18 protein-coding genes are annotated in these 26,602 nt (G+C 46.4%); 6 read left to right on the top strand and 12 right to left on the bottom strand.

What is annotated here, in order from left to right:
- Positions 1 to 168: 168 nt before the first annotated feature.
- Positions 169 to 5,328, bottom strand: a complete 5,160-nt coding sequence (locus VFC92_05810; GenBank protein HZK07698.1) for a C25 family cysteine peptidase — start codon at positions 5,326 to 5,328, stop codon at positions 169 to 171.
- Positions 5,329 to 5,553: 225 nt separating this feature from the next.
- Between VFC92_05810 and VFC92_05815 the strand changes: the two genes are divergently transcribed.
- Entirely contained in the window at positions 5,554 to 5,853 is a 300-nt protein-coding gene (locus VFC92_05815) for a septum formation initiator family protein (GenBank protein HZK07699.1), read from the top strand.
- A gap of 95 nt (positions 5,854 to 5,948) precedes the next feature.
- Here VFC92_05815 and VFC92_05820 read toward each other — a convergent pair whose 3' ends face one another.
- The 3 genes from VFC92_05820 to VFC92_05830 form a co-directional block, all read right to left on the bottom strand.
- On the bottom strand, positions 5,949 to 6,620 hold the full coding sequence (locus tag VFC92_05820; protein ID HZK07700.1) for a dihydrofolate reductase family protein: 672 nt from the start codon (positions 6,618 to 6,620) through the stop codon (positions 5,949 to 5,951).
- 292 nt (positions 6,621 to 6,912) lie between these two features.
- A complete protein-coding gene (gene yaaA, locus VFC92_05825; GenBank protein HZK07701.1) occupies positions 6,913 to 7,677 on the bottom strand; it encodes a peroxide stress protein YaaA in 765 nt (254 codons plus the stop codon).
- A gap of 44 nt (positions 7,678 to 7,721) precedes the next feature.
- Positions 7,722 to 8,402 carry a hypothetical protein gene (locus tag VFC92_05830; GenBank protein HZK07702.1) on the bottom strand — a complete coding sequence of 227 codons (681 nt, stop codon included), beginning with the start codon at positions 8,400 to 8,402 and terminating at the stop codon, positions 7,722 to 7,724.
- 296 nt (positions 8,403 to 8,698) lie between these two features.
- On the opposite strand from VFC92_05830, the gene VFC92_05835 reads away from it, so the two are divergent.
- Complete coding sequence (locus VFC92_05835; GenBank protein ID HZK07703.1) at positions 8,699 to 10,501, top strand: DegV family protein; 1,803 nt, start codon at positions 8,699 to 8,701, stop codon at positions 10,499 to 10,501.
- A gap of 15 nt (positions 10,502 to 10,516) precedes the next feature.
- Here the strand turns inward: VFC92_05835 and VFC92_05840 are convergent, their stop codons facing one another.
- The 3 genes from VFC92_05840 to upp form a co-directional block, all read right to left on the bottom strand.
- The gene (locus VFC92_05840; protein HZK07704.1) at positions 10,517 to 11,761 is read right to left on the bottom strand and encodes an ABC transporter permease; all 1,245 of its coding nucleotides are present in this window, start codon (positions 11,759 to 11,761) and stop codon (positions 10,517 to 10,519) included.
- A gap of 166 nt (positions 11,762 to 11,927) precedes the next feature.
- Positions 11,928 to 12,833, bottom strand: coding sequence for a lysophospholipid acyltransferase family protein (locus VFC92_05845; protein HZK07705.1), 906 nt, complete (start codon positions 12,831 to 12,833; stop codon positions 11,928 to 11,930).
- An 18-nt stretch (positions 12,834 to 12,851) separates the two neighbouring features.
- On the bottom strand, positions 12,852 to 13,502 hold the full coding sequence (gene upp, locus VFC92_05850; protein ID HZK07706.1) for a uracil phosphoribosyltransferase: 651 nt from the start codon (positions 13,500 to 13,502) through the stop codon (positions 12,852 to 12,854).
- Between the two features lie 504 nt (positions 13,503 to 14,006).
- Here upp and VFC92_05855 point away from each other — a divergent pair.
- Positions 14,007 to 18,422, top strand: a complete 4,416-nt coding sequence (locus VFC92_05855; protein HZK07707.1) for a T9SS type A sorting domain-containing protein — start codon at positions 14,007 to 14,009, stop codon at positions 18,420 to 18,422.
- 207 nt (positions 18,423 to 18,629) lie between these two features.
- Here VFC92_05855 and VFC92_05860 read toward each other — a convergent pair whose 3' ends face one another.
- The 3 genes from VFC92_05860 to VFC92_05870 form a co-directional block, all read right to left on the bottom strand.
- Complete coding sequence (locus VFC92_05860) at positions 18,630 to 19,235, bottom strand: class I SAM-dependent methyltransferase (GenBank protein HZK07708.1); 606 nt, start codon at positions 19,233 to 19,235, stop codon at positions 18,630 to 18,632.
- A gap of 4 nt (positions 19,236 to 19,239) precedes the next feature.
- Entirely contained in the window at positions 19,240 to 19,977 is a 738-nt protein-coding gene (pepE, locus tag VFC92_05865; GenBank protein HZK07709.1) for a dipeptidase PepE, read from the bottom strand.
- Positions 19,978 to 20,066: 89 nt separating this feature from the next.
- Positions 20,067 to 21,593 (bottom strand): hypothetical protein, encoded by a 1,527-nt coding sequence (locus tag VFC92_05870; GenBank protein HZK07710.1) that lies wholly within the window; start codon positions 21,591 to 21,593, stop codon positions 20,067 to 20,069.
- Between the two features lie 124 nt (positions 21,594 to 21,717).
- On the opposite strand from VFC92_05870, the gene purD reads away from it, so the two are divergent.
- The 3 genes from purD (at position 21,718) to VFC92_05885 (ending at position 24,839) form a co-directional block, all read left to right on the top strand.
- Positions 21,718 to 23,004 carry a phosphoribosylamine--glycine ligase gene (purD, locus tag VFC92_05875; GenBank protein ID HZK07711.1) on the top strand — a complete coding sequence of 429 codons (1,287 nt, stop codon included), beginning with the start codon at positions 21,718 to 21,720 and terminating at the stop codon, positions 23,002 to 23,004.
- Positions 23,005 to 23,048: 44 nt separating this feature from the next.
- A complete protein-coding gene (locus tag VFC92_05880; GenBank protein HZK07712.1) occupies positions 23,049 to 24,035 on the top strand; it encodes a hypothetical protein in 987 nt (328 codons plus the stop codon).
- Positions 24,036 to 24,242: 207 nt separating this feature from the next.
- Positions 24,243 to 24,839, top strand: a complete 597-nt coding sequence (locus VFC92_05885) for a ribonuclease HII (protein HZK07713.1) — start codon at positions 24,243 to 24,245, stop codon at positions 24,837 to 24,839.
- A gap of 49 nt (positions 24,840 to 24,888) precedes the next feature.
- Here VFC92_05885 and VFC92_05890 read toward each other — a convergent pair whose 3' ends face one another.
- On the bottom strand, positions 24,889 to 25,050 hold the full coding sequence (locus tag VFC92_05890; GenBank protein HZK07714.1) for a hypothetical protein: 162 nt from the start codon (positions 25,048 to 25,050) through the stop codon (positions 24,889 to 24,891).
- 51 nt (positions 25,051 to 25,101) lie between these two features.
- Positions 25,102 to 26,559: an FAD-dependent oxidoreductase gene (locus tag VFC92_05895; GenBank protein ID HZK07715.1), complete on the bottom strand. Its 1,458-nt coding sequence runs from the start codon at positions 26,557 to 26,559 to the stop codon at positions 25,102 to 25,104.
- Between the last annotated feature and the right edge of the window lie 43 nt (positions 26,560 to 26,602).

Consider the following 26,602-nt stretch of genomic DNA (forward strand, 5'->3'; position numbering starts at 1 on the left):
TGCTAAAATAATAAAAAACAAGTCTATCCTTAATATTATATAAAAATGTTTGCTTTTCTAATGCAGGGTACTTTGTTTTACAGCATAAAACATTCCCACCCAAATTTCATAACAAGAAGGGAATCCCTGCTACAGGATTCCCTTTATTATTTAAGACACATCAACGCATTATCTGCGGATAATCACCTTCTGTACCGTGTTGATAGCAGAGCCTTCCACTTTCAGGAAGTACATTCCGGGTGCCAGTTGCGAGGCATCTATCTGCGTGGTGGCAGTACCATTTACCTGCACATCCGAACGCAAATAAACAGTTTTGCCAATGGCATTCACCAAAGTAAGCGCTACATTGTCGTTACCGCTAAGGCGAATAGTAAAGATGTCGTTGGCGGGATTGGGATAAATGCTCATCCCGCTCAGGTCGTTTTCGTCGATACCGGTGCAGTCGTTGATGGTGATGACAAACGCTTCAGACCAGGCTCCTTCGCCGCAGTCGTTTGTGCCTCTCACCATCAGGTTTGCTGTTCCTATGTAATCATCGCTAAACGAAACTTCGCAGTTTTCGCTATTGAAGTTGAGAATAGCTGCTTCGGCCGGTTCTATTTTCCACATGATGCCGTTGGCCTGCTCAATGGTTGCCACGTTGTACTCTTTCATGGTGCCTTTGCAAACTTCGGCATACCCGGTGATATTCTGTGGCTGATTGGGCAACGTTACCAGCTCAATGTTCAGTGCCTGCGAAAAGTTGCCTTCGCCGCATTCGTTCGTTCCTTTGAGATGTACCATAGCGTCACCGGTAAAATCTGTTGCCCAAGCTACTTCGGCGCTCAAGCCATTGGCTGTGATGGAACCAGCTTCTGAGGGCATCAGTTCCCATAGATATTCGGTAGCATCGGTGGCTCCGTTAGAAGTGTAGGTTGTTGTGGCAGTCCCCTGGCAAATATTGGTAGCTCCTTCTGGCGTTGTTGGTATGCCTGGTAATGGTTTGACTGTAATCGCCAGCGGAGCAGAAGCTTCGCCTTCGCCACAATCGTTCATCCCTTTTACGGTAAGCATAGCCTCACCTGCCCAACTGTCGTTCCAGTTCACCTGGATTTCTGTCTGGTCGCCATTGATGGAGCCGGCTTCGGCGGGAGTAAGTTCCCACATATAAATATCAGCGTAAGCTACTTCGTCGGTAGAATAAACCGAAGCAGCGGTACCCTGACAAAATTCAGTTTCACCGTTTGGTTTCATGGCCATTTCGGGTGTAGCTTGTAATGTAATTGTTAATGGTGTCGAAAACTCGCCTTCGCCACACTCGTTGACTCCTTTTACGGCAAGCAAAGCTTCACCTTTCCAGTTGTTGTTCCAGGTTATTATTATCTCCATTGCACTACCGCTGATCGTACCTGCTGCGCCAGGGATAAGTTGCCATAGATAAGCATCTGCGTCAGCAATGGCATCGGCGGTATAACTTGTGGGAGCATTGCCCTGACACAAATTAGTTTCTCCGGTAGGCTGCGAACCTATAGCGGGCAGTGGTTGCACCATCACATTCAACGGCTCCGACATGGTACCGGTACCACAAGCATTGGTGCCTATCACCATTAGCTGCGCGGCGCCGTTAAAAGCAACGTCCCAATCAATGGTAGCAGTAGCTCCCGTGTTGGTTATTGTCCCGGCATTCTCCGGCAGTAGTGTCCAGATATAATCTGCCACACCACTCATTTCCTCTGTCTGATAAATTGTAGCCCCGGAATTCTGACAAAATTCAGTTTCGCCTTCGGGCATTGCACATTGACCAGGTGTTTGTATAAAACCGAGAATCATGCTGTCGCTCATATTTTGGCTGTTGCCGAAAATGGTCACTGTAAGAGTTACTTCGCCTGAAGCAATGTCGGCGTCGCTTGGTGTATAGGTAGGTTTAATGATCGTATTGTTGCTAAAAGTGCCACTTCCGCTGGTTTCCCACATTACTGTTTCATAATTTAAACCTGAGGCATCGAGGGCGTAGATTTCGCCTTCACAGACCTGATCATCCTCACCGGCATATACTACCATCGCATCGTTCACGGCTGCGGGGAAGTTAATATAGTCTACCCAGCCACAGTCGAAACCACTGCCGACCGCCGGGTCTTTTTGGTATTTCCATTCAAAAGTATGCTCGCCGGCAGATACGCTGTAAGTTGCCTGGCTCCATTGGGTGGAACCCGACCAGCTTCCCTTTACGCTGCCGTCGATGAGGAACCGCAGGAAGTCGTATGTGTTTTCGGAAGATACTTTGTGATAAAATGATATTTCGTCATCATTCACAACATCCATTGTTACTTTCAAAGAGCTGTATTGATTGTTGCCGATGGTACCTGATTTGGCACAATAGATTCCTTCGTGGGGACTCACATTGGTGATTGTCCAGTTGGCATTGCCACTAAATTGCCAGTCGTACTGGCTGAAATCGCCGGTTTCGAAATCTTCTAAGATCAAACCAACCTTAAGACCTGTCATTACTTCAAGCTCATACATGCCACTTTCTACAGTGTACACCATATTAATTACGGTACCGATGGGTGCGGTTGGAATTACAGTAACATTAAAGGTAGCCATGCTGCTGGCGCCAGGTTCTAATGTATTGATATCATAAGTGCTGTTGTTGAGTGTAATGAACGAGCTGAGTGCGGAGAGCGCTGCACTTACATCCATAGCAATGCTGCTTCCGTTATTGGCAGTTTCGAAGACGATATCGGCAGTTTCGCCCGGATCGAGGTAGCCATTGTTGTTGCCCCCTGGATCCAAAACTGTAATGCTGATCAATTCGATCAGTGGTGCATGTGCTTTGATGATAAAATCACTGGCCCAGGTGTCGGTGCCATTGGAAGCTGAAACTGTTAATATTATGGAATGGTTGTCAGGAATATTTCCGGCGGCTTCAATCTGAAATGCACCGGCAACCAATTTGGTGGCGTCGGCGCCAATGGTTCCATAGTCAGCCTGGCCATTGATGATGGTGATAAATTCATCATTGGTTGTAAGCGTAGCTATTACATTGTTGGCATTTTCGACACCTACATTTTTCAAAGTCATGTCCAGCAAAACTGTTTCGCTATAGTCGAGCAATCCGTTGGCATTGCCTGAAGCGTCGTCGATTTGCATATCGTTGTAAACAATGTATGGCCCTGCCGGGGGAATGATTTCCACCTCTTGCTCGTAACGATAGTAGTTTTGTTTGGTAATGGTTACCAGCATATCATTTGCCGGCAACTGCGACTCGATGGTAATCGACACAGGGGAGCCTGTAGCTTCGGCGGTAGCAATGATCTCCCCATTTACCGTAAGGGCAATAAAAGCGCCTGCCTCGGCAGACACCAAAAATGATGTTTCACCACTGATGAGTATTGGATTGTGCATCACCGTAAGGTTTTGAGGAACTTCCGAATAAACCCGCAGAAAAGCGCCACCATGGTGATGGAAAAGATTGTAAGTTACTTCTTTGTTGTTGGTGTTGTAGGGCCAGGCACTTTGTTTTAGGAAATATTTCCCGGCAGCATTGGCAAACGAAGGCAGCAGGTCGCGTTCTTCTACAGGACCACCATAATCGGGCATAAATTCCGGATACATGTTGTCAAACAAACCCCAAACGTAAGCGTCGTTAACAAACGAATAAGAAACCTCCGAAGCAGCTATCAGTCCGAGTGCACCTGAATTTTTCCCATTATGGGTATGGCGATGGAATTTCTCAGTAAAACATTCACCACTCATATTGTATTTTCCCGTAAGGCAGTTAACCGAAAACACAAAACAAAGATCGGTATTGTTCAGGCTTGGAATGTTGGAAGAAATGAAATCAGGTTCGCCCCATCCCTGCTCATAACCGTGATCGCGGTGTTGCAACATAAATGCGCCGTTGTTGATAGCGTTGGTAACCATAGCGGCAGTTCCGCCCGACCATCCGCCCAGCTCCGCAGGAGTTTGGGGAATGTATTGCTCGCCATTAGGTCCAAAATAATTTACCACAGCGGTAGTGTTGCCAACAGTGGTCGATGACCAGATGCTGCCTGGAGTTCCCTGATAAATGGCATTGATACGCACCGGTTCTTTACCCTGCTTGCGCCAGAAGCCGCCCACTACTTCTGAGCAAAGCTGAAACCAGCGTTCGGTTTGCCAGCCCAAAGCTGTGATGGGTTTATGATAAAAATTAGGGTTTGTAGGCGGGTTTTTTTCGTAATGGATAAACTTGGTTACCATCACCTTGAGTTGCTGCGCATTGTTGGCGGTGATACGGGCAAAAATTATGTCGGGCATACTGTTGTTGTTCACGTCGGCGTAAATATTGTCAGAAGCGCAGTAGTTATTCCAGATGGGCGAAATAATGGAGTTGGCGGCGTTGGTTCCATAATCGGCAAGCAGCAGGATGGCTGCCGGCGGAATCGTCCAGTTGTTATAGATATTATTAAAATAACTTTCCAATCCAGTGGCGCTGCTGGCACCAATTTCGGCAAGCGTGACTACGCCTGTGAGAATGCCTTGCTTCTGGCGGAAATCCCTGATGGAATCTGCCCATTGTGAAAATTCAGGATTATTAGGAACCACGATCAAATATTCATAACCTTCGTCGCGATTCTTTTTAGCTTGCTGATGTTGTTGGTTATAATCCACCTCCGGTAAGGAGGCATAGTTAAGAAAAACGTCTTTCATGATGGGATCCCACCAACGGCTGCGCAAACGATTGTCGCCATATTCGCCACTGCCGCCTTCAAAAGTTATCTCCACTTTCACGTCGCGGTACACCAGTAGTTCTTTAGTTACCGGGTTGTACTGGAAAGGAGTAATTCCAAGCATCACGGCATCCACGCCGCGTATTTCGGTAACTTCCGAAATCTGAATCGGATTTTTTGGATAAAAAGCATTTTGGTTGTAAACAGCACCTTTGGTAAACTCCAGCTCGCCTTTTTCGGTCTCGAGGGGAATACGGGGCGAGGGTGCCACCTCTACATTTTTGATGAGTTCGGTGCGATAGTCGCTAATCTTCAGCACAGGTCGCGCTCCCTCGGGAATGGCGATGTAGCGGCTGGTGCCAGGAAGGTTGGGGGTGCCTTCGTCGTTAGGCAACATCACACCGTCGAGAATTACATTTTGCATAGCCTCGTCATTGATACGGGTGTCGGCAATGGTAAATTCCCGAATTGAAAAACTAACCTGTACGCTCGAACGATTGGCATCGAGTAAGGTGTAACCAGCCTTTTGCCACGAATCAGCGTAAGCAATTTTTTGCTCCTGAGCGTGGAGGGCTGTAAAAAGTAACAGCGAGAGAAATGTTAGGAAACTGTAGCGTGTGAATTTTTGAAAAAGCATTTTGTAGAATTTAAAAGTTAATAATCAGCGCTATTTAGATTTAGATTTTTCTTATAAAGTGACCCCAAAAGTAATTTTAATTATTTAACACCGAAATTTACAGCTATGATCAAAGTGCTGCTGTGTAAGGGCTGTAGCACACTGTTGCAAAGTTGTTGAAAATTATTTTTGATGACAATGTCATACAAAATTGTACTTTTGGAGCTGCAATTAAAAAAACGCACCATGATAAAAAGAATCCCCAAAATATTCAAGAATAAATACTTCCTGGTTCTCATAGCCTTTTTGGTCTGGATGATTTTTTTCGATACCAACAGCTGGATTCAGCAAATTAAGCTGAACAGGGAATTGCGCGAGGTGAAAGCCCAGCAGGAATTTTATCTCAACGAATATCGCACCGACAGCATTTGGCTGCACCAGCTCGAAACCGACTATAAAAGTATGGAGAAACTTGCCCGCGAAAAGTATCTAATGGTCGGCGATGGTGAGAAATTTTTTATCGTGGTAGAGGAAGATTCTGAATAATTATTCTCAAATTCCAAATTTCAATTTTCACACTATCTTCTGTAAAAACGCCCGATCCCCGAATAGTCAGGGCAGGCTGTGCGTTTCGACGATAATTATTTCACCACCTCAAAAAGCAACCAGATGTCGTTGCTTTCCATTATTTCTGCTTTTACTGGCTTTAGTTTTATCACTCTCTTCCCCAGCTTCAGTTCACGGAATAGTTTCGGATTTTTTTGGTCGGTGAGTGTGGGCGACACCATCAGGCTAACCTGATCCACCAGCGCATTGTCGAGGAGCACAGCGCTAAGCTTGCCACCGTTATCTGTTACCATCGTCTCATATTCATATTTCTCCCGCAACTTGCCAAATGCATTCCTAAAATCCACTTTCACTTCACCTGCAATGAAATGCGGATAGTTCCGCTCCCGGAGATATTGCCGATATTCGGCAGGTGTTTCGGCACTCATCAGAATTATCACTTCGCGACAATGTGCATATTGTCTGAGGTGATGCAGCTGTCCAATCAGTTTGGCTTCGCTGTCGGGAATTACCCAATATGGCCTTCTATCACCGGGCAGGGGTGGCAGTGGTTGAAAGTCGGCAGGCGTCTCAGGCTGGTTTCTTTTTCCAAAATGTTTGATTCCGAGAAGCGCCGTTTCCGATCCCACCAAATACATCTGTGCGTCAAAACTGTTGACGATGGTGTGATATTCCGCCGGATTGATTTGAAATCCCGTAATTGCACCATCGACGCTTACCTGATTGTGTATGATTACTTTTGGCATTTGTATCTCTTAGGTTTATGATTTTAAAAATGATTAAAAAAAATCGAACATCGCCATTCTTCTGGTTCTTTTAATAATGCCACCCCTTCGGGGTTTTGGTTTTCGCTTGATACCTTTTGCTATAATCATCTCACCCCTTCGGGGTTTCGATTGCGAAAGCTTAGGCTCCATTTCCGCCACTAAAGCAATTTAATCGCTAATTTTTCATCTCTGCCTTCTGCCAACTGAGGACTGCTTCCTACCTACTGCCAACTGACGACTGCCGCCTGAAGACTGCCATCTGCCGACTGCTTTACCCTCTTGTAAAAACCCATTTGTTGCCCTTACTTAGCTGGTCGTTATAATAATATCCATCGGTGTCGAAAAGCTTGATCTGTTCGGCTTCGGTAATTTCGTTTTCGATGATAAAACGCGTCATCGCGCCGCGCGCCTTTTTGCCGTAGACGGTGATGAATTTGTATTCGCCTTTCGACATATCTTTAAACTGTGGCTGAATAATCTCTGCTTTAAGTGCGGTGGTATCGATGGCTTTGAAGTATTCGTCGGATGCCAGGTTGATCAGCAGCGGGTTGTCGTGGCTCTGCAATAATTTATCAATGTGTGCCGTAACATTCTTTTGCCAGAACTCATACAAATTTTTCTTTCTATTTACCTTCACAGCTATGCCCATCTCAAGGCGGTAAGGCTGCATCAGGTCGAGCGGCCGCAAAATTCCATACAATCCCGACAGGATGCGCAGATGCTCCTGCGCAAAGTCGAGCTGCTGCTGCGTCATGGTTTCGGCTTCCAGCCCATGATACACTTCGCCTTTGAAAGCAAGCAAAGCTTGTCGCGAATTTTCGGTTGTAAAAGGAAGATGCCATTCGTTGTAACGCTGTGCGTTAAGCTGAGCAAGTTGCGGGCTAATTTTCATTAGCTTCTGCAAATCAGCAGGCGAATATTTCTGCAACACTGTTGCAACATCGGCAGCTTCGCTGGCAAACTCAGGTTGGGAAAATTTCTTTGGCGGGTCGAAATCAAAATTCAAATTTTTGGAAGGTGATAAAACAATAAGCATTGCAATGAATTTATTTTGGTGAAAACAGGAAAGAGATTCGGGTATTAATCGAAAGGATAATAAGGATTTGAGAATAAAGAGCGGGGAGCAAAATGCGAGTCGAAGGGTGAGTAGAACGGGTCGTAAGGCTGACGGCCACGACTGTAGCCCACCTGTGCGCCTATCTGAAAATTATCCGTCACCCTGTAATTGAATCCCACCGAAACTCCATCTCCATCCAAATCGCGGGCACGTGGATTCATTTTCGGCTCGTCAAACACCGACACCGTTTTATACACACGCGCATTCACCAGCAATCGCGGATTTATCAAATAAGCTCCTTCGGCATAAATCTTCGTAGTAGTAAGGTTGCTATTGAAAGTTTGCGTGTATTCGGGATAATGGCTGAAATACGGATTGTAATAATTCAGGAAATTGCTATTTTGAATCATGGCTCCTACATTCACCCGAAACCGCGGCGACACCTCATAACTGATATGCGGAGCAGCATACACACCAAACAAACCTTCACTGCCTTTGCCCATTCCAAAACTGCTGCCGACCTCCATGCGTACGCTCACCTTTTTGTCGATTCTCGTGAGTGGCAGCGCCGTTGCATCGGGAAACCTGGACAGCTGCAGCGTGTCAGCAGCGGCTTCAGGAAGCGTGTCAGCAGCAGCGGTAATCTGTGCCTGCGCAAACAATGGCAGCATTACAAAAAGCAATATGACTATCGGAAATCGCATTTTTTCTTATTTTTTAATTCCAAAATATCTATTCATAAAAACTCCGCCGCTTTCCAAAAATTGTTCCTTTTTTGATTGATAACTGCTACACCGACGGAAAGTTTTCAAAGATAAAAAGATTAACTGGTCTGTGTGATTTTGCAAAACAGAATCTGACAATTTAAAACTAAATAGCCTGTAAATCAATGTTTAACTATTTTTATCAACACGATAACAAAACGAATTCATTAAATTTGCCGACTTTTGGCGAAAGCTCTAAAACTTTTTGTAACTCTTGAAACTAAAAATCATAACGAGTGGCTAAAGTAGATATAGATACAAAAACCCTTGATGGCAAACGGCTTTACTACAGTTTTTTGGCCGGAGCCCAACGCATTTTCGACAACCAGGGATACCTGAACAAAATCAATGTGTTTCCGGTGCGCGATGCCGATACCGGTACCAACCTGGCCTCGACCATGCGATCCATCGTGGACACTTTTATTCCTACCGATACTTTTTCGCATACCGTAACAGCACTGGCTGATGCCGCGCTTGTTGGAGCCCGTGGCAACTCAGGGATCATTTTCGCTCAGTTTCTTTATGGATTCAGCAGCAGCTTTAAAGATCAAGTAACGATCGACGTCACTGAGTTTTCGGACGCTGTGGCGCAAGGTGTCAAACATTCTTACGAAGCCATCTCTAATCCGGTGGAAGGAACCATGATCACCGTACTGCGCGAATGGGCCGAAGACATTCAGATTTTAAAAGATAAAATTGACGATTTCAACCAGCTTATCATCCAGTCGTATGCGCGTGCCAAAGAATCGTTGGCAAATACACCAAATCTGCTCGAAGTGTTGGCCAAAGCCAATGTGGTAGATGCCGGCGGCAAAGGATTTGTGGTTTTCCTGGAAGGCATGATCGACTTTTTTAAACATGGCGAACTAAGACAAATCCTGGGAGCACGCAACGTCGTTAAAACGCAGCTCCTCGAAGATGCACACGACCCGGAGCATGTCAACTTCCGGTATTGCACCGAAGCAATGATTATTGGCGAAAACATTCAGCGTGACAAGCTGCGCAGCAAAATCGAGCATTTTGGCGATTCACTCGTAATAGCGGGTTCACCCTCCAAAATGCGCATCCACATCCATACCGACACACCCGACAAGCTCTTTACACGCCTGAGCCCATTTGGCAGCATCACCTTTCAGAAAGTAGACGATATGGTGATGCAGATGGATTTGTTTGACCATAGAAAACATAACATAGCTCTGGTAACCGATTCGACGTGCGACCTGCCACAAGAGTTTCTGGAGAAGCACCAGATAAGCATGGTGCCGCTGAGTGTCCATTTTGGCGATACCTATTATCTGGATCGCCTTACGCTGGCACCTGGACGTTTTTATAAAATGCTGGCCAAAACCAAAGTTTATCCCAGCACAGCGCAGCCAACCTTCAAGGAGTTCAGCAACAAATATAATTATCTGAGTACACATTACGACTCCATCGTGGGCATTCACATTAGTGAAGCGATGAGTGGCACCGCTTCCAACAGCCGAAAAGCTGCCAAGACCATCAGCAATTTTACTAAAAAGCCCATCACGGTCATCAATTCAAAACGCCTAACTTCGGGATTGGGATTGATTGTAATGCGCGCCGCCGAAGCACTCGAAACAGGCACAACCCACGAAGAGCTTACCCAAAACATCGAACGATGGATCACCGACAGTGTACTGCTCGTGACGGCAAAGACAATTAAATATATGGTGAAAAGCGGCCGCGTGGGTGCCATGAAAGGGTTTGTCGGAAAGCTGCTCAACATCAAGCCGGTGGTGATAGTGAACGACCAAGGCAAGACAGAAACCTATGGCAAGCCGCTCACCGAGAAATCAAGCATGAAAATGGCCATGGCGCTGGTAACCAAAAAAATCAACAAACGCAAGATTTGGGGTTACGCCATCTCACATGCCGAAAACGAACAAGCCGCCCAATGGTACGCCACACAGATGGAAGAACTTACCGGTATGAAACCACGCTTTATTGGCGAAGCCTCACCCGTATTAGGCACAAACGTTGGCCCCGGCGTAGTGGCACTTTCTTTTATTTATCAATAAAATTTATTGAAACGATTATTCGAAACGCAACGACTCGATCGGATCGAGACGTGCTGCTTTGATGGCAGGCAAAATTCCCGATACCAGTGCTACGATGAGACACAATAATACACCGATGCCTATCCACATCCACGGAATCAAAAAGCTGGTGTCGGTAAAAAAGGTCACAATGTTTCCGGCCAGTACCCCCAGAATTATTCCACAAATGCCGCCAAGCTGTCCGATGATAATGGCTTCTGCCAGAAACTGATTGCGGATGGTAAGCCGGGTAGCTCCCAGCGATTTGCGGATACCAATCTCGCGCGTCCGCTCACTCACCGATACGAGCATGATATTCATCAGCCCGATGGCTGCACCGAATAAAGTAATGAAACCTATTATCAGTGCGGCAAGCTTAATGCTTTTGGTGTTTTCGGCAAGCATCTCCAGCAGCTGATCACTTTTGGAAATATCGAAATCATTTTCATCGCCTATCTTGTTTTGGCGGATGACCCTAAACACTCCGATAGCTTCGCCGACAGCAGCATCCACATTTTGCGACGACTGGGGCAGCACGTTGATGGTAAAAGACATATTAGGTCGCGAAAAATATTGCCGCACATTGGTAATGGGTAGCAACACCTGCCGGTCGGGCGAAAAGCCCATGCCGGTACCTTTTTCTTTTACCACGCCTATCACCTTATATTTCCCGGGACCGATGGATATTATCTTATCCTGTGGATCCTCGTTCCTTTTGAACAATGTTTTTGCTATCTCAGCTCCGATAACCGCTACATGTGAGCCATAAAAAGCTTCGTGTTCGCTGAAGTTTCGCCCGCTTTGCAGCTCTGTGGATGATGTAAGCATGAAGTTTTCGTCCGTACCGATAATCTCGATGTTGGGGTTGGTTTTTTCGGTGTTGTATTTTACCGTAGCAATAGAGCTGGCATTGGTTGAAACCGATACCAAAGCTGGGAAAGCATATTGGGATTTAAAATCCATTGCCTCTCTGAAGCTAATCGGAGGGTAGACTTGCGATCGACGCGGGCCACGCCCTATCTGGACATTGCTTTGCCGGTTTTGGATGGTAAATGTGTTGCTGCCCATCGACATCAGGTTTTCTACCAGGCTTTTTTCTAGTGCATCGATGGCGGTGGAAATGCCCACCAATGCCATAATACCAAAGGCGATGATGAGCACTGTAAGAACAGTGCGCAGTTTGCTACCCTTGATGGCATTAAACGAAATCCGGACGTTTTCGATGAGCACCTGTTTGGCCATGATTGCAGATATTTATTATAAAATTTACGGCAACGAAACTAATCTTTTCCGGGAAATTGGTTTTTGGGTTGGAATTAAAAATTCATTAGCAATCCTCGCCGACTACAGACTGCCTTCTGAAGACTGCGACCTGCTCAATGCCGCCTTTCTTCTCATCTCTCCCAACTCACCGCTCATTTCTTATCACTGCCTCGCCCTCCCCTTCCGAATGTTTCCACCGCCGGTGCGACCAAAGCCAAAATTCCGGTTGCTGACGTATTTCGCTTTCGATAGCTTCTACGTATTTTCGGGCAATTTCCTCTTCTGTCATAATGCCCGGATCGCTCACCAGCGTGGTGAACTTTAACCGATAATATCCGCGGCGCTGCTTGCCGATGTGCAAAAAAACGACAGGCTGTCCGAGACGGCGTGCGGTTCTGGCCGGCCCCTGAAAAAAGGGTGTTTCCAGACCCATAAAATTTGTCCAAAACGGATAATCGCGCGGTGGCGACTGATCCACCAAAAAATAGGTGAGGTTGAGAATGCCTGCCTTATGGTCGTGCAACATACGACGATAAATATTACTCATCGGAACCACCTGATCAGCATCGAAGAAACGGGTTCGCAGCTTGTGCATCAGCCTGTCGAAATTGACATCAGACAAGGGTTTGTAAATGGCTATAAAACGATGCTTTATTTTCGGCTGAATATTGACTGTCCACTCCCAGTTGCCATAATGCGCCGACACCAGCACTATGCTTTGGTTTTTTTTATAAAAATCATCGAGGATTTCCGGGTTCTCATACACAAACCGCTTGTCAAGATTTTTTTTGCTCAAATGCAGAATTTTGGCCGACTCGATGAATTGATCACAGAAATGGTGATAAAACTTCCGGGCAATATCTTTTATTTCCTTGTCAGAAATATCAGGGAAAACGATGCGTAAATTTTGAAAGACGACCTTTTTGCGGTATCCGCTGAGATAATAAATAATCAGGAAAAGCAGATCGGAAAGAATATAAAGCAGGCGAAGAGGAAGCAGCATAAGGAGCCACAAAAACGCATAAACCAGCCAAAAACCAATCTTACTCATGAAAACGCTTAAAATAAATTACAGTTTCTTGCCATACGCCAGATCCCCGGCATCGCCGAGACCGGGCACAATGTAGGCTTGCGCTGTCAGCTCGTCGTCGATGGCACCCACCCACATCGTAACTTCAGTACTCGAAAAGTTGCGTTTGATATAGTTTACGCCTTCTACGCTGGCAACTATGGATACCATGTGGATGTGCAGCGGTTTCATGTCGCCAATCAGCTCGCGGCATGCCAGGCCCATCGACAAACCGGTGGCAAGCATCGGATCGATAAGTATCAGCGTGCGCCCTTCCAGATCGGGCTTCGAGACATATTCTATCTGAATTTCAAAACTACCGTCTTTGTGATGCTTGCGGTAAGACGATATAAAAGCATTCTCTGACTTGTCGAAGAAATTAAGTAAACCCTGATGAAAAGGCAACCCTGCCCGTAAAATGGTAGCCAAAACGGGATATGTCTTCAGCGCCGAAACCTCAGCACTTCCCAGTGGCGTTATCACCTCTTTGGTCTCGTACTCCAACCGCTTACTGATCTCGTAGGCAAAAATTTCGCCCACGCGTTCCATATTTTTACGAAACTGCATGCTGTGATTTTGTACCTCAGTGTCGCGCAGCTCGGCGATAAACTGATTCAAAATCGAATTTTCTTTGCCCAGATTTATGACCATATTTTTTTGTTTTTCACCGGCAAATGTAGAATAACTAAATTGATGTAGCAGGCAATGTTCATTAAAACATGTTAAGAATGAATTTCGACTACGCTGGTTTCGGTTACCTTCAACCATCAACTACTTCGGTTGAGTGATCCGAAACTAATGCATGGCAAAAAATAGTTGAATTGATAATTTAAGATTTAAAAACCAGCAATTTCGGATATTGGATCCCACCGAAACACTTTCATACACAAAACATTGGGGTTCATACATGAAATAATAAACTACATACAATAAAACGAATACTTCGTTTTATTTCCACCGGAATGTCATACTTTTAGAGACTTTTTTGCCGGTAGTATCCAATGAGGAAAAAGGTTAAACCATCAGTCGAAAAAGCAGCAATCGATCAATAACAAAAAAATTGTATGCCTATGGAAAATTAAACAACAGCGGTAACTTCTCTTTCATCTTCGGTTAAAAAAAATCACATTTACAAACATTAAAAAAAGAAGTATTATGAGAACACTCAATTACATATTAATTTTTTTGGCTTTCTTTTTTGTAACCTATCAGGCAAATGGCCAGGTTGGCCCAAGTGCTTCTGACTGTAAAGGATGCCAGGTCCGTTCCGAGAGCGAATTGCAGGCTCTGCGTGATGCCTACGAACCTCATATTGAGCGTAGCAATTTAAAAATGCCCAAGAGCTTTAAAAATCCCGATGTGATTAATGGTGCTAAATCCGAGCTAAGTAATAAAGGTACTGAGTTCTGGCTGGCTTTTAATTCAAACCACACCAATTTAAATGCGGGTCTTTATCTGGATATTACCAGCGATATCAGCACAAGTGGAATGGTTAGTGTTGCGGGAATCGGTTTTTCGCAAAGTTATACTGTAACGGCCAATTCCATTACTCGTATCACTGTGCCAGTTGGTGCGATTGTTAAAGCATCTCAAACTTTGCAATCACTGGGCATCCATGTAACAGCCAACGATCCGGTAACCGTTTACGGTACCAACCAGATTGCTTTTACCACAGATGCCTTTTTGGGTCTGCCTGTAAGTATTCTCGGTACCCAGCACCTTGCAATAGCCTATACGGCTGGTAGTGACTTATCTGCCGCATCCCAAATTACTATCGTAAGTCCTTATGATAACAATGTAATTACTATCACCCCTTCAAAAGCTACCCTCGGGGGAAATGCAGCAGGCGTACCTTTCAATGTAAGTATGAATACAGGACAAACTTATGCGGTAAGGGGTCAAGCCGACCTTACCGGCTCTGTAATCGAATCTACCTTGCCCATTTCCGTATTCAGCGGTGCCGGATGTATTAATATTCCGGTAGGCTTTGGCTATTGCGACCACATAGTGCAGCAAGTTCCCTCCTTGTCAACCTGGGGCGAAACATTTGTGACCCGCCCGCTGCAAGGCAGAAACAACGGCGATACCTGGCGTTTTCTGGCTTCACAGGATAACACCGACCTGCTAATTAACGGTACAAGTGTAGCTACGCTCAACTTTGGTGATTTCTACGAAACCATGCTCACCGTAGCATCCTACGTCGAAGCAAGCAATCCAATCCTTGCCGTTCAGTATTCGAATGGTAATACCTGGGATGGCAACTCGTATCTCGGCGACCCCTTTATGATGATCATCCCTCCCTATCAGCAATTTTTGGAAGGCTATACCTTTTCTACCCCTGCCGCCGGCTTTATTAATAATTACTTTACTTCAACGGTCGAGAATGATGGCGTTGCCGGTATGATGCTCAATGGAGCCCCGCTGAATGCAGCCTCCTATAGCGGAATTCCCACAACCCTGTTTTCTGCAGGTGCCTTTCCTATTGGTATTAATGTTACCAATAATTTAAGCAATGCCAATAGCTATGCCTCCGGCCTTTATGTATATGGATTTAATGCCGATGATTCCTACGGCTATCCCGGTGGTTTGTCGCTGTTAAAAATCAACGAGGGAAGTGGCCCTGAAATAGAACTTAATTCTGCTACCCTCGATCTATTTTGCGTTTCAAATTCCACAACAGTCGATTTGAATATCGAGGCTCTGATCATAGATGAAGAGGCTCCGTTTGTAACGGAGGCCAAGCTCTTTTGGCGGGTTGTAGGTGACACTGACTACATCGAGGCAGATTTGACCGAAAGTACCGGTAATCTTTGGAGCACAACGCTAATTGCTGATGTCACCGAGTTTCCCGGAATAGAATTTTATCTCTGGGCTACCGACGGTCAAATTAATGCAACCAGCCCGCTTACCAATCCTATCAACAGCCCTTACAGCATTGGTATCGATAACGAGCCCCCTCAAATTGTACACACTCCTATTGTCCAATCTCCTGTAGGTGTTGATATTCTTGTGGCTGCTGCGGCTATAGATATTACAAATAATGTGGCGACAGTAGATTTGTATTACCGGGTGTTGGGTGGTACGCCATTTTACACAATCATTAACATGGCCAATGTAGGTGATGATGATTACGAAGCCACTATTCCAGGTGCTGAAATGACGGTGCAGGGTATCGAATATTATATAAAAGCTACCGACGACCATGGTGTTAGCTGCACGTATGGAAGTGCCGACATGCCTATGCTGATCACTGAAGGTTCGGTCGCGAACCCTAAGATTAGCGTCAATCCGCTATCCCTGAGCGAGAGTCTGTATCCCGGCGAAACCTCCACCCAGACGCTGACGATTTCCAACAATGGAAACAGCGACCTCACTGTGGATTTGGCAGATTTAGAAACTTCCAAGCGGATGAAGATAAAATCGGTAAAGCCAAAATCAGGTAGCGGCGACAATTCCGGCGACTTCCTGAATTACCTCAACCGGCGGATAGCTGAAAGCGCAAAATCCGGTAAGCTGATCGATTGGCTTACAGAAGCTCCCCTGGCTGGTGTAATTGCTCCTGGCCAAAGCCTCGAAATTGAAGTCACTTTCGATGCTACCGCGCTTACTGCCGATATCTACAGCGCACAAATCCTGATCAACGGCAACGATCCGGCAACTCCGCAAGTAGTTGTTCCGGTAACACTTCAGGTAAAGCCGGCCAACTGCACCTTCATTATTACAGATGACAACGAAAACAATGCCCTGGCCGGCGTACCCGACTACGATATGGATGTGTATTTGTTTAAATACGATTATCGTGCGCCCATCGAATTCAATATTTTCGTACCGGATCAGGCCATTGAAATGGCACAGCTTAATTTGTATGCCTGGGATGTGGATGAATATCAGGGAGAGATCGACGAAGTATATGTAAATGGGACATTGGTCGGCACCCTTACCGGCGCCGATGATGAATGGAGCACAACTGTATTTAATCTCGATCCGTCGTTAATCAACACCGGCAAAAACCTTATTCAGATATTTATCGATGTTAATACTAATGGCAACTGGGCTGTGAATGTCGACTGGGGTCAATTGATCATCTGCAACATGGATGGCAGCGCCTACATACGCTATGCTGAACTCGACAATACCGTCTATCCGCAAGGAGCCAACGTACAGCTTACTGTGGAAGTAGATACCGATCTTGAAACGCAGAACGTCATCATCGAAACCAACCTGCTCGACGAAAACAACATCAATGTGGCCGGAACTTCTAATACGCGCACTATTTCATTAGTACAAGACGAGCCACTTACTGTTACGCTCGCCATTCCGGCCAATGCTACTTTAGGTGCTAATTACCATGCGCAGGTTATCGTTTACGACGCTGCTACCTACGTGCAGCAAGACCTGGCTTTGGTACCATTCATTATCTGGGACGAACAGGGCTTTCTTAACTGTCTCGATCCGGGATGGCAGCTTATTTCCTCACCTTATTATGCTTCAGACCCCGATCTGGATGTACTTATGGCGGATGTAAATGCCAGTGGAGCGCTGGTGATTATGCTCAACAAATACGGCATCTACTGGCCTGTCAGCAATATCAATATGCTGGGCGACTGGGACAACAATCTCGGCTATAAAATCAAGATGGCCCTGGCTGGTTGTATCAATTGGGATGGCGACGAGGTGATGGATAAAACAGTGAATTTCACTTCCGGCATCGACTATCTGCCCGTGCTCTCCACAGCACCAGTAGCAGCTGCTGATATTTTTGATCAGATCGAAGGCGAGCTTGTTTATGCTTTCGATATCGTAAACGGATTGATTTACTGGCCAAATGGAGGCATATTTACCCTGCAGATACTCGAACCGGGCAAGGCTTATCTTCTAAATATGATGTCGCCAGGTTCGATTACCTATCCTTTTGTAAAGCAGACTTCACAATCTCCCGTGATAGAGTTGCCAGCAATCGAAAATGCTCCTTACACTGTTATCAAAACCGGTGGCGCTCATTTTATTTCCGTCAGAAATGAAGCCCTAAGAAATTTCAACGGTGGAGATATCGTAGCTGCTTTTAATCAACAAGGCACCTGTGTGGGAATGGCACAATACAACAGCGACAAGCAACCTCTGGTACTGGCTGTGTATGCCGACGACTTTACCACTGAAGCCATCGATGGCATGAGCGAAGGCGAACTGATGCAACTCGTGGTATATTCACCAACAACCCTGCAACAAAAAACGCTACAGCCGGTATGGAACACAACATTATCGCATAGCGATCTCTTTGCGGAAAATGCTCTATCGGAAGTGGTCGACTTCAAAGAATCTGCGCTGGGTATAGATGGTGATGCCCTCGACCAAATTCGCGTTTATCCCAATCCCTCCGCCGGCATTTTCAACATAACAGGCGTAAATGATGGGGTTCAGTTGGAGATATTGAATGCTGTCGGTCAGCAGGTACAGTTGCTCGAAGCTAACGGATCAGTGCAAATTGATCTCTCAGGAGCATCCAAAGGTATTTACTACCTACGGATGATTTCGCAACAAAGCACCCGTATCCAAAAAATTGTGGTTAATTAACCACTGTCAATTCTTCCTTAATAAAAAAGCACCTCCTGAGTGGGGTGCTTTTTTTATTGTTCAATATTTTTATGGAATTCATGCCTGTTTCCAAATAGCAACTTTTAAAAAACGATCAACCTCAAAACTTTCAAAAATTAAAAGTTTGGATTTTGAAATTTACTTGTGATTTGTGTTTTGCGTTTTCCCATTGATCGTTGTGATTTTTTATTTCATCCCGACATACCGCACCACCTCGCCAATTCCAAGGTGGCGTCCTTCGGTGAGATGCACCTGTTGCCGGCACAGCATTTTTAGCTCTAGCACTCCTTCAAAATCTTCGCGAAGACATTCGGTCGAATAAAGCAATTGAATATCGGGCGGACCACCCGAATCCCGTTTGATTTGCTCTTTGTCGAATGCCTCAACTATCACCACACCGCCCGGCTTTATTGCTTTTGCAAGTTGTAGATGGAATTTTTTTCGGATAGCTTCCGGCAGATGAACATAAATGGCTGCTGCCACATCGTACTGATCCGGTTCGGGATCAAAATCTTCGAGATTTGCTGTGCTGTAGTTGATCGTGACCAGACGGTGCCGCGCAAAATCGAGCGCTTTTTGGCGGGCTACCCTACTGGCATCAAAAGCATCTACCTGCCAGCCCAGCTCTGCAGCAAATATTGCGTTGCGACCGGAACCTTCGGCTGGCAGTAGGATTCTACCGGGTGTTTTGAGCTGGCGCAATTGCTCAGCAAAAAAAACATTGGGATGCTCGCCATAGTAAAATGCCTCAGCGGCATAGCGTGCATCCCATCTGTTGGAATATTCGGTCATCCTATTATTTTAATAAAAAACCAACATCACTGCCTGGCTCAAATTCCTGTGGCTCCTGCCCAAAACGGAACAGGCGCATGGGCTTGCTCCCGATAAGTTGGATTTTGTCGTCTTCCACCAAGAGCAGTGAGGCCTCGCGCAATCCTGCCACTACCATTTTACGATTTACCACCAAAAACTCTTCGATGCGTTGTTGGCGTGTTTCGCCGCCATGTCCTTCGGGGTTGGCGTCGAGATAGTGCGGGTTAATCTGGAAAGGTATCAGTTGCAGACAGTCGAAGCTTGAAGGCTCGGTAATGGGCATATCGTTGGTGGTTTTCAATGAAGGGCAGGCAACATTGCTGCCAGCGCTCCAGCCCATATAGTGCGCACCTTGTTGCACGCGGCTGCGGATAGCTTTCATTATTCCTAACTTGTGCATCATGGCCACCAAATGAAATGTGTTGCCGCCGCCCACTGCAATAGCTCTTGCATTATTTACAGCTTCCACAGCGTCAGGCGCGTGATGAATCGAATGAATCCGCAGACCCAGTTCGGCGAAAACCTGCTGCACCTTTGCTTCGTAAACATCATAAGATTTTTCCAGACTTTCGTCGGATAAACCCACGCCGGCATACGGAATAAACAAAATATCGTTGACGCCCGTTCCGGCCATAAAATCCTGTATGTGCTTACGCGGCCAGCCCAGATAGGCTTCGCCAGAGTTGGTAGAATTGCTGATTAATAAAAGCCTTCTTTTCATAATTCTTTAATTTTTTTATGATGATTATTTACAAATAAAGGAAATTTTTGGATGCCAGCGACTGCAGCTTGGCACCGGAAACCTCAATTTTACCGATCTGAAGTCAGCTTTTGGATATTCCGATCGATCACATCGTGGTACTTGTCGACGCCCAGAATTTGATAAATCTGCTGTGCGCAATGATAATCATCGAGCGCCTGCTGATCTTTTTGTTTCTGCTGACGCTCACCAGCCAGTTGCAGGGCATACCAGGCAAGCTCATCCAGCGCACGATCGACCGCTCCCGACGAAAGAATTAGGTTGCTGTTGTTCCGCTGAAAGTCGCGCGCCAAAAGCAGATATTTTAGCGCCATCTGCGGATTGTCGGCTTTGCGGGCAGTGGTGGCTACTTTCAGATACGAATCGTAAATACCATAACGCGCCTTACTCAGCTGATGAAAGAGATACAGCTCGCAGTCGTCGTCAGGATGGGCATTGCAAAGCGTTTGCGCATTGCCGAGCATGAGCAGCGCTTCGTTGTAGCTTTCATTTTTCATCATCGTTTCGGCAGCCGACACATACGCCCGATAAAGATTTTCATCGATGGCTTCATTCAGCGAAAGCTGTGTTGTTTCCGAAAGATGATCTGTGAGTAGTTGGCTAAAAAGAACGCTCATGTTCGCCAGGTCGACATCGGTAGCCAGAAAATTGGCTGTAGCCAAATATTGCGGTTCGTAAAGGTAATGGGTGGTTTTGAGCTTTTGCAAATATTGCTGTTGGAGTCCGATGGCAGTTTGCGAAGCAGCCTCCAGCGCCTGCTGGCCAAAAGGCTCCGTGACCTGGCCACCGGTTTGTTCGAGCATTGTGTGCAGCCGGCGCACCTGTGCATTTAGATTTTTCTGATTTTTTATAAAATGGCTGTTGTAAATTTCGGGGACTTCGAACTGCGACTGATACTGCTGCAGTGCATTCTGAAACCGAAAGATATCGTAAGCTCTAAAAAAATCTTCCGGCAAACGGTCAGCATCATCGGGCTGGAGGCGCACTGCTTTTTCGAGGTTAAAATCCAGCAACTCATAATAGGCCAGATAACGATGAATTTCTGTCATGCGCTTTTCGAAAGCAAGGCGGTCGGCATCATCATACGAAAATGCAATATTTGATATTTTAAACCCCGGTGCAGCCAGATTAACATCGTGTGTAATAATGATCGGCTCAGCGCCTTTGCGGTTATCGAAATTTATTTCGGCTACAGCCGCACCATCGCTGCCGACCAACTCGTACCTGCAGCCCGACGGCATCAGCACATCGCTCAGGTCAAATTTTTCATAAAAAATGTCACCTTCCATTTTCTGGCGCTTCAGCATCGATTGCGCCTCATAGTTTCCGTCGGGACTTCCGCTAAGCTTCACTTCCAACTCGTAGTAGAGCGTGTATTGCGTTTTATAAAGATTCAGATAGTTGTAACGCGCAATTTCTTTAATAAAATAATTGTTAAGCTCCGGAACTGCAACCGTGGAAAAACGAAAAGCATAGGCAGCATTTTCATGAATGATCACTTCGGGAGGATTGCCCGACAAGGCCGTAGAAACGGCTGCCAACAGCAGGGTAAGTAATAAGATCAGTTGTTTCGGCACAAAAGTTATTTTGCTGCAAAGATACATTTTGTTGAAAGTTATGAAGTGGTTGTGGATTAAAATCCAGGCGATACTTCGGATGACGGAGATGTTTTCAGTTAATTTGCAATTAAATTATTAAAGCATGACTATTTTAATTTTAGGGTGCGGTGGCCGCGAGCATGCGCTGGCGTGGAAGCTGGCGCAAAGCTCGCTGGTGCAAAAGATTTACGTAGCTCCCGGCAATGCCGGAACAGCGCTGGCAGGAACCAATGTAGCCATCAACCCTGACAACTTTGAAGCTGTAGCCGATTTTGTGGTTTCGCATAAAATCGACATGGTGGTAGTAGGCCCGGAAGTGCCGCTGGTGAATGGCATTCGCGACTATTTCGATAGCCGTGATGATCTGCATGAGGTTTTGCTGGTGGGGCCATCCGCAACAGGAGCGCGTCTGGAAGGAAGTAAAGATTTTGCAAAACAATTTATGCAGCGCCATCGGATACCTACCGCGGCGTATGCTGCTTTTGGCAAAGGCGAAACCACAGAAGCCTGCCAATATTTGCGTAAGCTAAAGCCACCGTATGTGCTCAAAGCCGATGGGCCGGCTGCCGGCAAAGGCGTGGTAATTACCGAAGATTATGAAGAGGCTTGCCAATCTTTGCGCCAGATGCTCGATGAAAATGTTTTTGGCAAGGCAGGTCATCGGGTAGTGATCGAAGAATTTCTGAAAGGAATCGAAGTTTCTGTTTTCGTGCTCACCGATGGCAAAAGTTATGTGATGCTGCCCGAGGCAAAAGATTATAAGCGTATCGGCGAAGGCGACACCGGTAAAAATACAGGCGGCATGGGAGCCGTTTCACCGGTACCATTTGCGCAGGGCGAATTTATGCAACGGGTGCATCAGCAGGTTATCGAGCCGACGATTAAAGGACTTCAGGAAGAAAATATCGAATACCAGGGATTTATATTTTTTGGTTTGATCAGCGTGGGCGGCAATCCTTACGTGATCGAGTACAACTGCCGCCTGGGCGACCCCGAGACCGAAGTGGTGATACCGCGCATAAAGTCGGATCTGGCAGAACTACTTTGGGCTTTGCGCGATCAGTCGCTGCACCGCCACCAGTTGCAGGTGGATGAGCGGCATGCTGCTTCCGTATTTCTGGTATGTGGCGGCTATCCCGGTGCCTACGAAAAAGGCAAAAAGATTACGGGGTTAGAAACGGTGCAAGAAAGCCTTGTGTTTCATGCCGGCACGCTACATCACCACGAAGATATAGTGACCAATGGCGGCAGGGTGTTGGCCGTAACTTCGCTGGCGGACACCACTGCTGAGGCGCTGAAGCTTTCGTATAGAAATATTGATAAAATTGGTTTTGATAAAAAATACTGCCGCAAAGATGTTGGACGCGATCTCTTGCCGTATGAGAATTAGAATGAAGAATTGTTATTTATAACTCCAATTTTTAAAAATAAAAAATGCTTATCCGAATCTTTCGTTCTGCCTGGTTTTTGCAATATCTGCTGCTATTCGTATTAGCAGGGGTGTTGTGGGGGCTTGTTTTCGTTTTCCCGGCCAACTTTGTTACAGGCGGAGTTTTCACCACGTTCGGATGGCTCGATGATTTTTCGATCGCTAATCCACCGCTATCGATGGCGCTGATGCTGGTGCTGCTGGTGGCGGAGGCGGTGCTGCTGAATTTTATTCTGGGAATCCATCGCCTGATGGATCATAAGCAACTGGTAGCGGCGGCGTTGTATCTGATACTTATGGGCAGCTCGCCGCTCATGGCGCAACCCAATATTATGCTGGTGGTCAATCTGGTGATGATCGTTTTGCTGCATGTGGTGCTGAGCCTTTACGGACAGCAGGAGCCTTACAGCCGCCTTTTCGACGCCGGGCTTCTGCTGGGCATCGCTAGTTTGATTTACCTTCCGTCCATTTTCTTTCTATTTTTTCTGCTTGTCGCGCTGATGATCTTTCAGCTTTTCCACTGGCGCGAGTGGCTCATACCTATCATCGGGCTGGCAACGCCTTTTATTTTTGTCGCGGTGTGGTTTTTCTGGACCGATCAGTTGCTGATACAATACGATTTTTTCATTTCAAAGGTCACCTTCACCCAGCCGGAGATATTTCCGCTATCAGCGCCCTACCTTGTAATATGGTTTTTGCTGTTGCTGTTGTTTTTTATGGGATTACCGTTGAGCATCAGGCTTTTTAACGACAACACCGCCGATGTGCGTAAGAAGTTCCGCGTGATAGCTTTTATGCTCATCTTTGCCCTGCTCTCCGCCTTCTTTGCTGGCGCCGACCTCAAATGGCACCTGCACATTGCCATCATCCCGCTCACCGTATTTATCACCACTTACTTTATGCGGCACAAGCACTCATTCTGGGGCGAAATCATCATTACACTTATCTTTGTTGCCGCCATTGCAGCGCGTATAATAATGGCCTTTCAATGAGAAAGTCGGCAGTCAAAAGTCGGCAGTCTTCAACCCTCAGGTGGCAGAATTTGGCACTTGTAATGAGAGTTTTAATTGAGTTTTAAATTTTGAAAATCGCATTAAAATTCCAGTGGGCCGACATCAAACGAAGAACGATTGACGATTATCAATTAACGATTAACAATTAACGAATTAACGAATTAAGATTTGTTATTTAAATAAAAGATGCTTGCATTACGATTTTCTGAAAATTATGTTGAAGCTGGCTGCGACGAGGCCGGGCGAGGATGCCTTGCGGGACCGATGTTTGCTGCTGCCGTTATTTTGCCTGCAGATTTCCGCAACGAGTTGCTTGACGATTCCAAAAAGCTGACGCATCAGCAACGCGAAGAGCTGCGCCCGATTATCGAGCGGGAGGCGCTGGCTTGGGAAGTTGCCAGTGTGGACAATCTGGTGATAGATGAGATCAATATTTTGCGTGCCTCTTTCCGCGCCATGCATCTGGCCATAGCACAGTTGCAGGTAAAACCAGAGCTTCTGCTCATCGACGGCAACCGTTTCGATCCTTATCCCGACATCCCACACCAGTGCATCATCCGGGGCGATGGTCAGTATATGTCGATAGCCGCCGCCTCCGTGCTGGCCAAAACACACCGCGACGCTTTTATGTGCAGCCTACACGACGAATATCCGTTCTACAACTGGAAACAAAATAAAGGGTACCCCACCAGCGCGCACCGAGAGGCAATTATGATTCATGGCATTACGCCATTGCACCGCCGCAGTTTTAATATGCACACACAGCTCGATATGGATTTTTGAGTGGCGGTAGTGATTCAGGAGATTCCATTTCTTGAATGGACCTTTTGCATCAGGAGTGCCCGCCCACAACGATGCGCATGATTTTGAGATTGAGTACAAAAAACCGGATGATTTGCCATGGCCAGAATTTGCGCATAAAACGATTGTAAGCGGTGGGCAGCGGAGGATAATCCTCATCTTTGTAGCCTTTGGGTATGGGTTTTCGTATCATAATATTTTCCTTTTTTATAAAATAAATTGTTTTTTAAAACTGCTGCTATTTCTATTCGGGTATCAGCGACCAGCCGGGCAGTCCTTTGGCTTTGTACATAAACATATAGTGCATGAAGAGCTTCATCCAGTGGCCGGCCAGCCCGGGCTCGCCCACGGTGTAGTTGATGTCGCGACCCCATTCGGGATATTTTTCAAAATCCGGAACCACTGGAAATACCGTCATAGTAGCGGCCATGCCATCGCGTATGCCATAGCCCGAAGAGATGATGCACGCAGCGCCCATCTTACCCATCGAAGCACGATGTTTCAACACCACCTTCCCTTCTTTTATTGAGCGGACAATATTTTTGGCAACCACTTTTCCCATCACTCCCGAAGGCATACCAGTGCGCGGCGGCGTGGGGAAAATCGGCGTACCATTTTTGTTTTTGAAAGGTTTGGAGATGGCATGCGGCGGGGCGAAGGCAATGCCGCAGGCAAAGATATTTTCGTATACCGGACTTTGGTAAGTCGATGGCCAGTCTTTCACACTCCAGTCGGCAAAGTCTTTGGTCTGGTAATCGGCATCTACTTTCATCAGACCGTTGGCAGCAAAAAGATCAGCAGTGATATCGTCGCCCGTTTTGTTGCGTGCCGTGATGCCCACACCGGCAAAAGCCGGGATTAGCATAGCAAAATCGAAAGGCACACTCAGGGTTTCGCCGTCGAGGTTTTCGTACCAGATCGTTCCTGGTTCCACTTTTTTTACGCCCGCCCGCTTTATCCAATGGATGCCATATTCGGCAAGGATGCTCTCCGTAAAAATCTTGGTGGAGGTAACATATCCTCCTTTTTTGATAAAAGCACCTCCCATGCCGAAGTCGCCCATCTCATATTCGTTGGTAATCCAGGTAATCTCGGCCAGGTGCATCAGTTTGCGTTTGTTGATTTCAAAAGCTACATTGAGTGCATATTCAAAGGCAGCGCCCTGGCATGTGGCCAGTGCGTGGCCGGTGCCGATCACAAAACGTTGCCGCTCACCTTTGGCCATTTTGTCGAGCGATTCCTGTAGCTTTTTCCAGGTATGGGCAGCATGGCCGTAGGTACATACCGAAAGGCTGTGGCCGTCAGGCCCCAGTCCCTCGGTGGCCTCGAAATTGAGTTTCGGGCCGGTTGCGTTGATCAGATAATCATAGGGAACCTTTTCGGTAGTACCGCGCTGCAGTTCATCCACATATTCTATTTCTACATGCGAAGAAGCCATTTTCGCGTCACCTTCCGGAAAGATTACTTTGGCTAAAGCGCGTTTAAAAATAATGCCTTTGCGGCGATAAACCGGCGCCAGCGGAAAGATGACCTGGCTCGTTTTCATTTGCCCGATTCCCACCCAGATATTGGACGGAAACCATTGATAGTTGCTGTTGGGCGACACCACGACGACTTCGTGTTGTTTGTTCAGGCTTTTGCGCAGCGCCATTGCGGCGGTATGTCCCGAAATGCCGGCACCCAGTATCAGTACTTTAGCCATTTTTATTCTTTGTTTTAATTAAAATAAACTTCCCCTTGGTGAC

The sequence above is a fragment of the Bacteroidales bacterium genome (assembly GCA_035647615.1).
Taxonomy (GTDB): Bacteria; Bacteroidota; Bacteroidia; order Bacteroidales; family 4484-276; genus SABY01.

What these genes read in the sequence shown, in the direction of transcription:
- VFC92_05860 (HZK07708.1), bottom strand. Translation starts at nt 19,235, where the DNA reads ATGACCGAATATTCCAACAGATGGGATGCACGCTATGCCGCTGAGGCA.
- VFC92_05895 (HZK07715.1), bottom strand. Translation starts at nt 26,559, where the DNA reads ATGGCTAAAGTACTGATACTGGGTGCCGGCATTTCGGGACATACCGCC.
- VFC92_05880 (HZK07712.1), top strand. Translation starts at nt 23,049, where the DNA reads ATGCTTATCCGAATCTTTCGTTCTGCCTGGTTTTTGCAATATCTGCTG.
- VFC92_05890 (HZK07714.1), bottom strand. Translation starts at nt 25,050, where the DNA reads ATGATACGAAAACCCATACCCAAAGGCTACAAAGATGAGGATTATCCT.
- VFC92_05855 (HZK07707.1), top strand. Translation starts at nt 14,007, where the DNA reads ATGAGAACACTCAATTACATATTAATTTTTTTGGCTTTCTTTTTTGTA.
- VFC92_05820 (HZK07700.1), bottom strand. Translation starts at nt 6,620, where the DNA reads ATGCCAAAAGTAATCATACACAATCAGGTAAGCGTCGATGGTGCAATT.
- upp (HZK07706.1), bottom strand. Translation starts at nt 13,502, where the DNA reads ATGGTCATAAATCTGGGCAAAGAAAATTCGATTTTGAATCAGTTTATC.
- VFC92_05845 (HZK07705.1), bottom strand. Translation starts at nt 12,833, where the DNA reads ATGAGTAAGATTGGTTTTTGGCTGGTTTATGCGTTTTTGTGGCTCCTT.
- pepE (HZK07709.1), bottom strand. Translation starts at nt 19,977, where the DNA reads ATGAAAAGAAGGCTTTTATTAATCAGCAATTCTACCAACTCTGGCGAA.
- VFC92_05810 (HZK07698.1), bottom strand. Translation starts at nt 5,328, where the DNA reads ATGCTTTTTCAAAAATTCACACGCTACAGTTTCCTAACATTTCTCTCG.
- VFC92_05840 (HZK07704.1), bottom strand. Translation starts at nt 11,761, where the DNA reads ATGGCCAAACAGGTGCTCATCGAAAACGTCCGGATTTCGTTTAATGCC.
- purD (HZK07711.1), top strand. Translation starts at nt 21,718, where the DNA reads ATGACTATTTTAATTTTAGGGTGCGGTGGCCGCGAGCATGCGCTGGCG.
- VFC92_05885 (HZK07713.1), top strand. Translation starts at nt 24,243, where the DNA reads ATGCTTGCATTACGATTTTCTGAAAATTATGTTGAAGCTGGCTGCGAC.
- VFC92_05815 (HZK07699.1), top strand. Translation starts at nt 5,554, where the DNA reads ATGATAAAAAGAATCCCCAAAATATTCAAGAATAAATACTTCCTGGTT.
- yaaA (HZK07701.1), bottom strand. Translation starts at nt 7,677, where the DNA reads ATGCTTATTGTTTTATCACCTTCCAAAAATTTGAATTTTGATTTCGAC.
- VFC92_05830 (HZK07702.1), bottom strand. Translation starts at nt 8,402, where the DNA reads ATGCGATTTCCGATAGTCATATTGCTTTTTGTAATGCTGCCATTGTTT.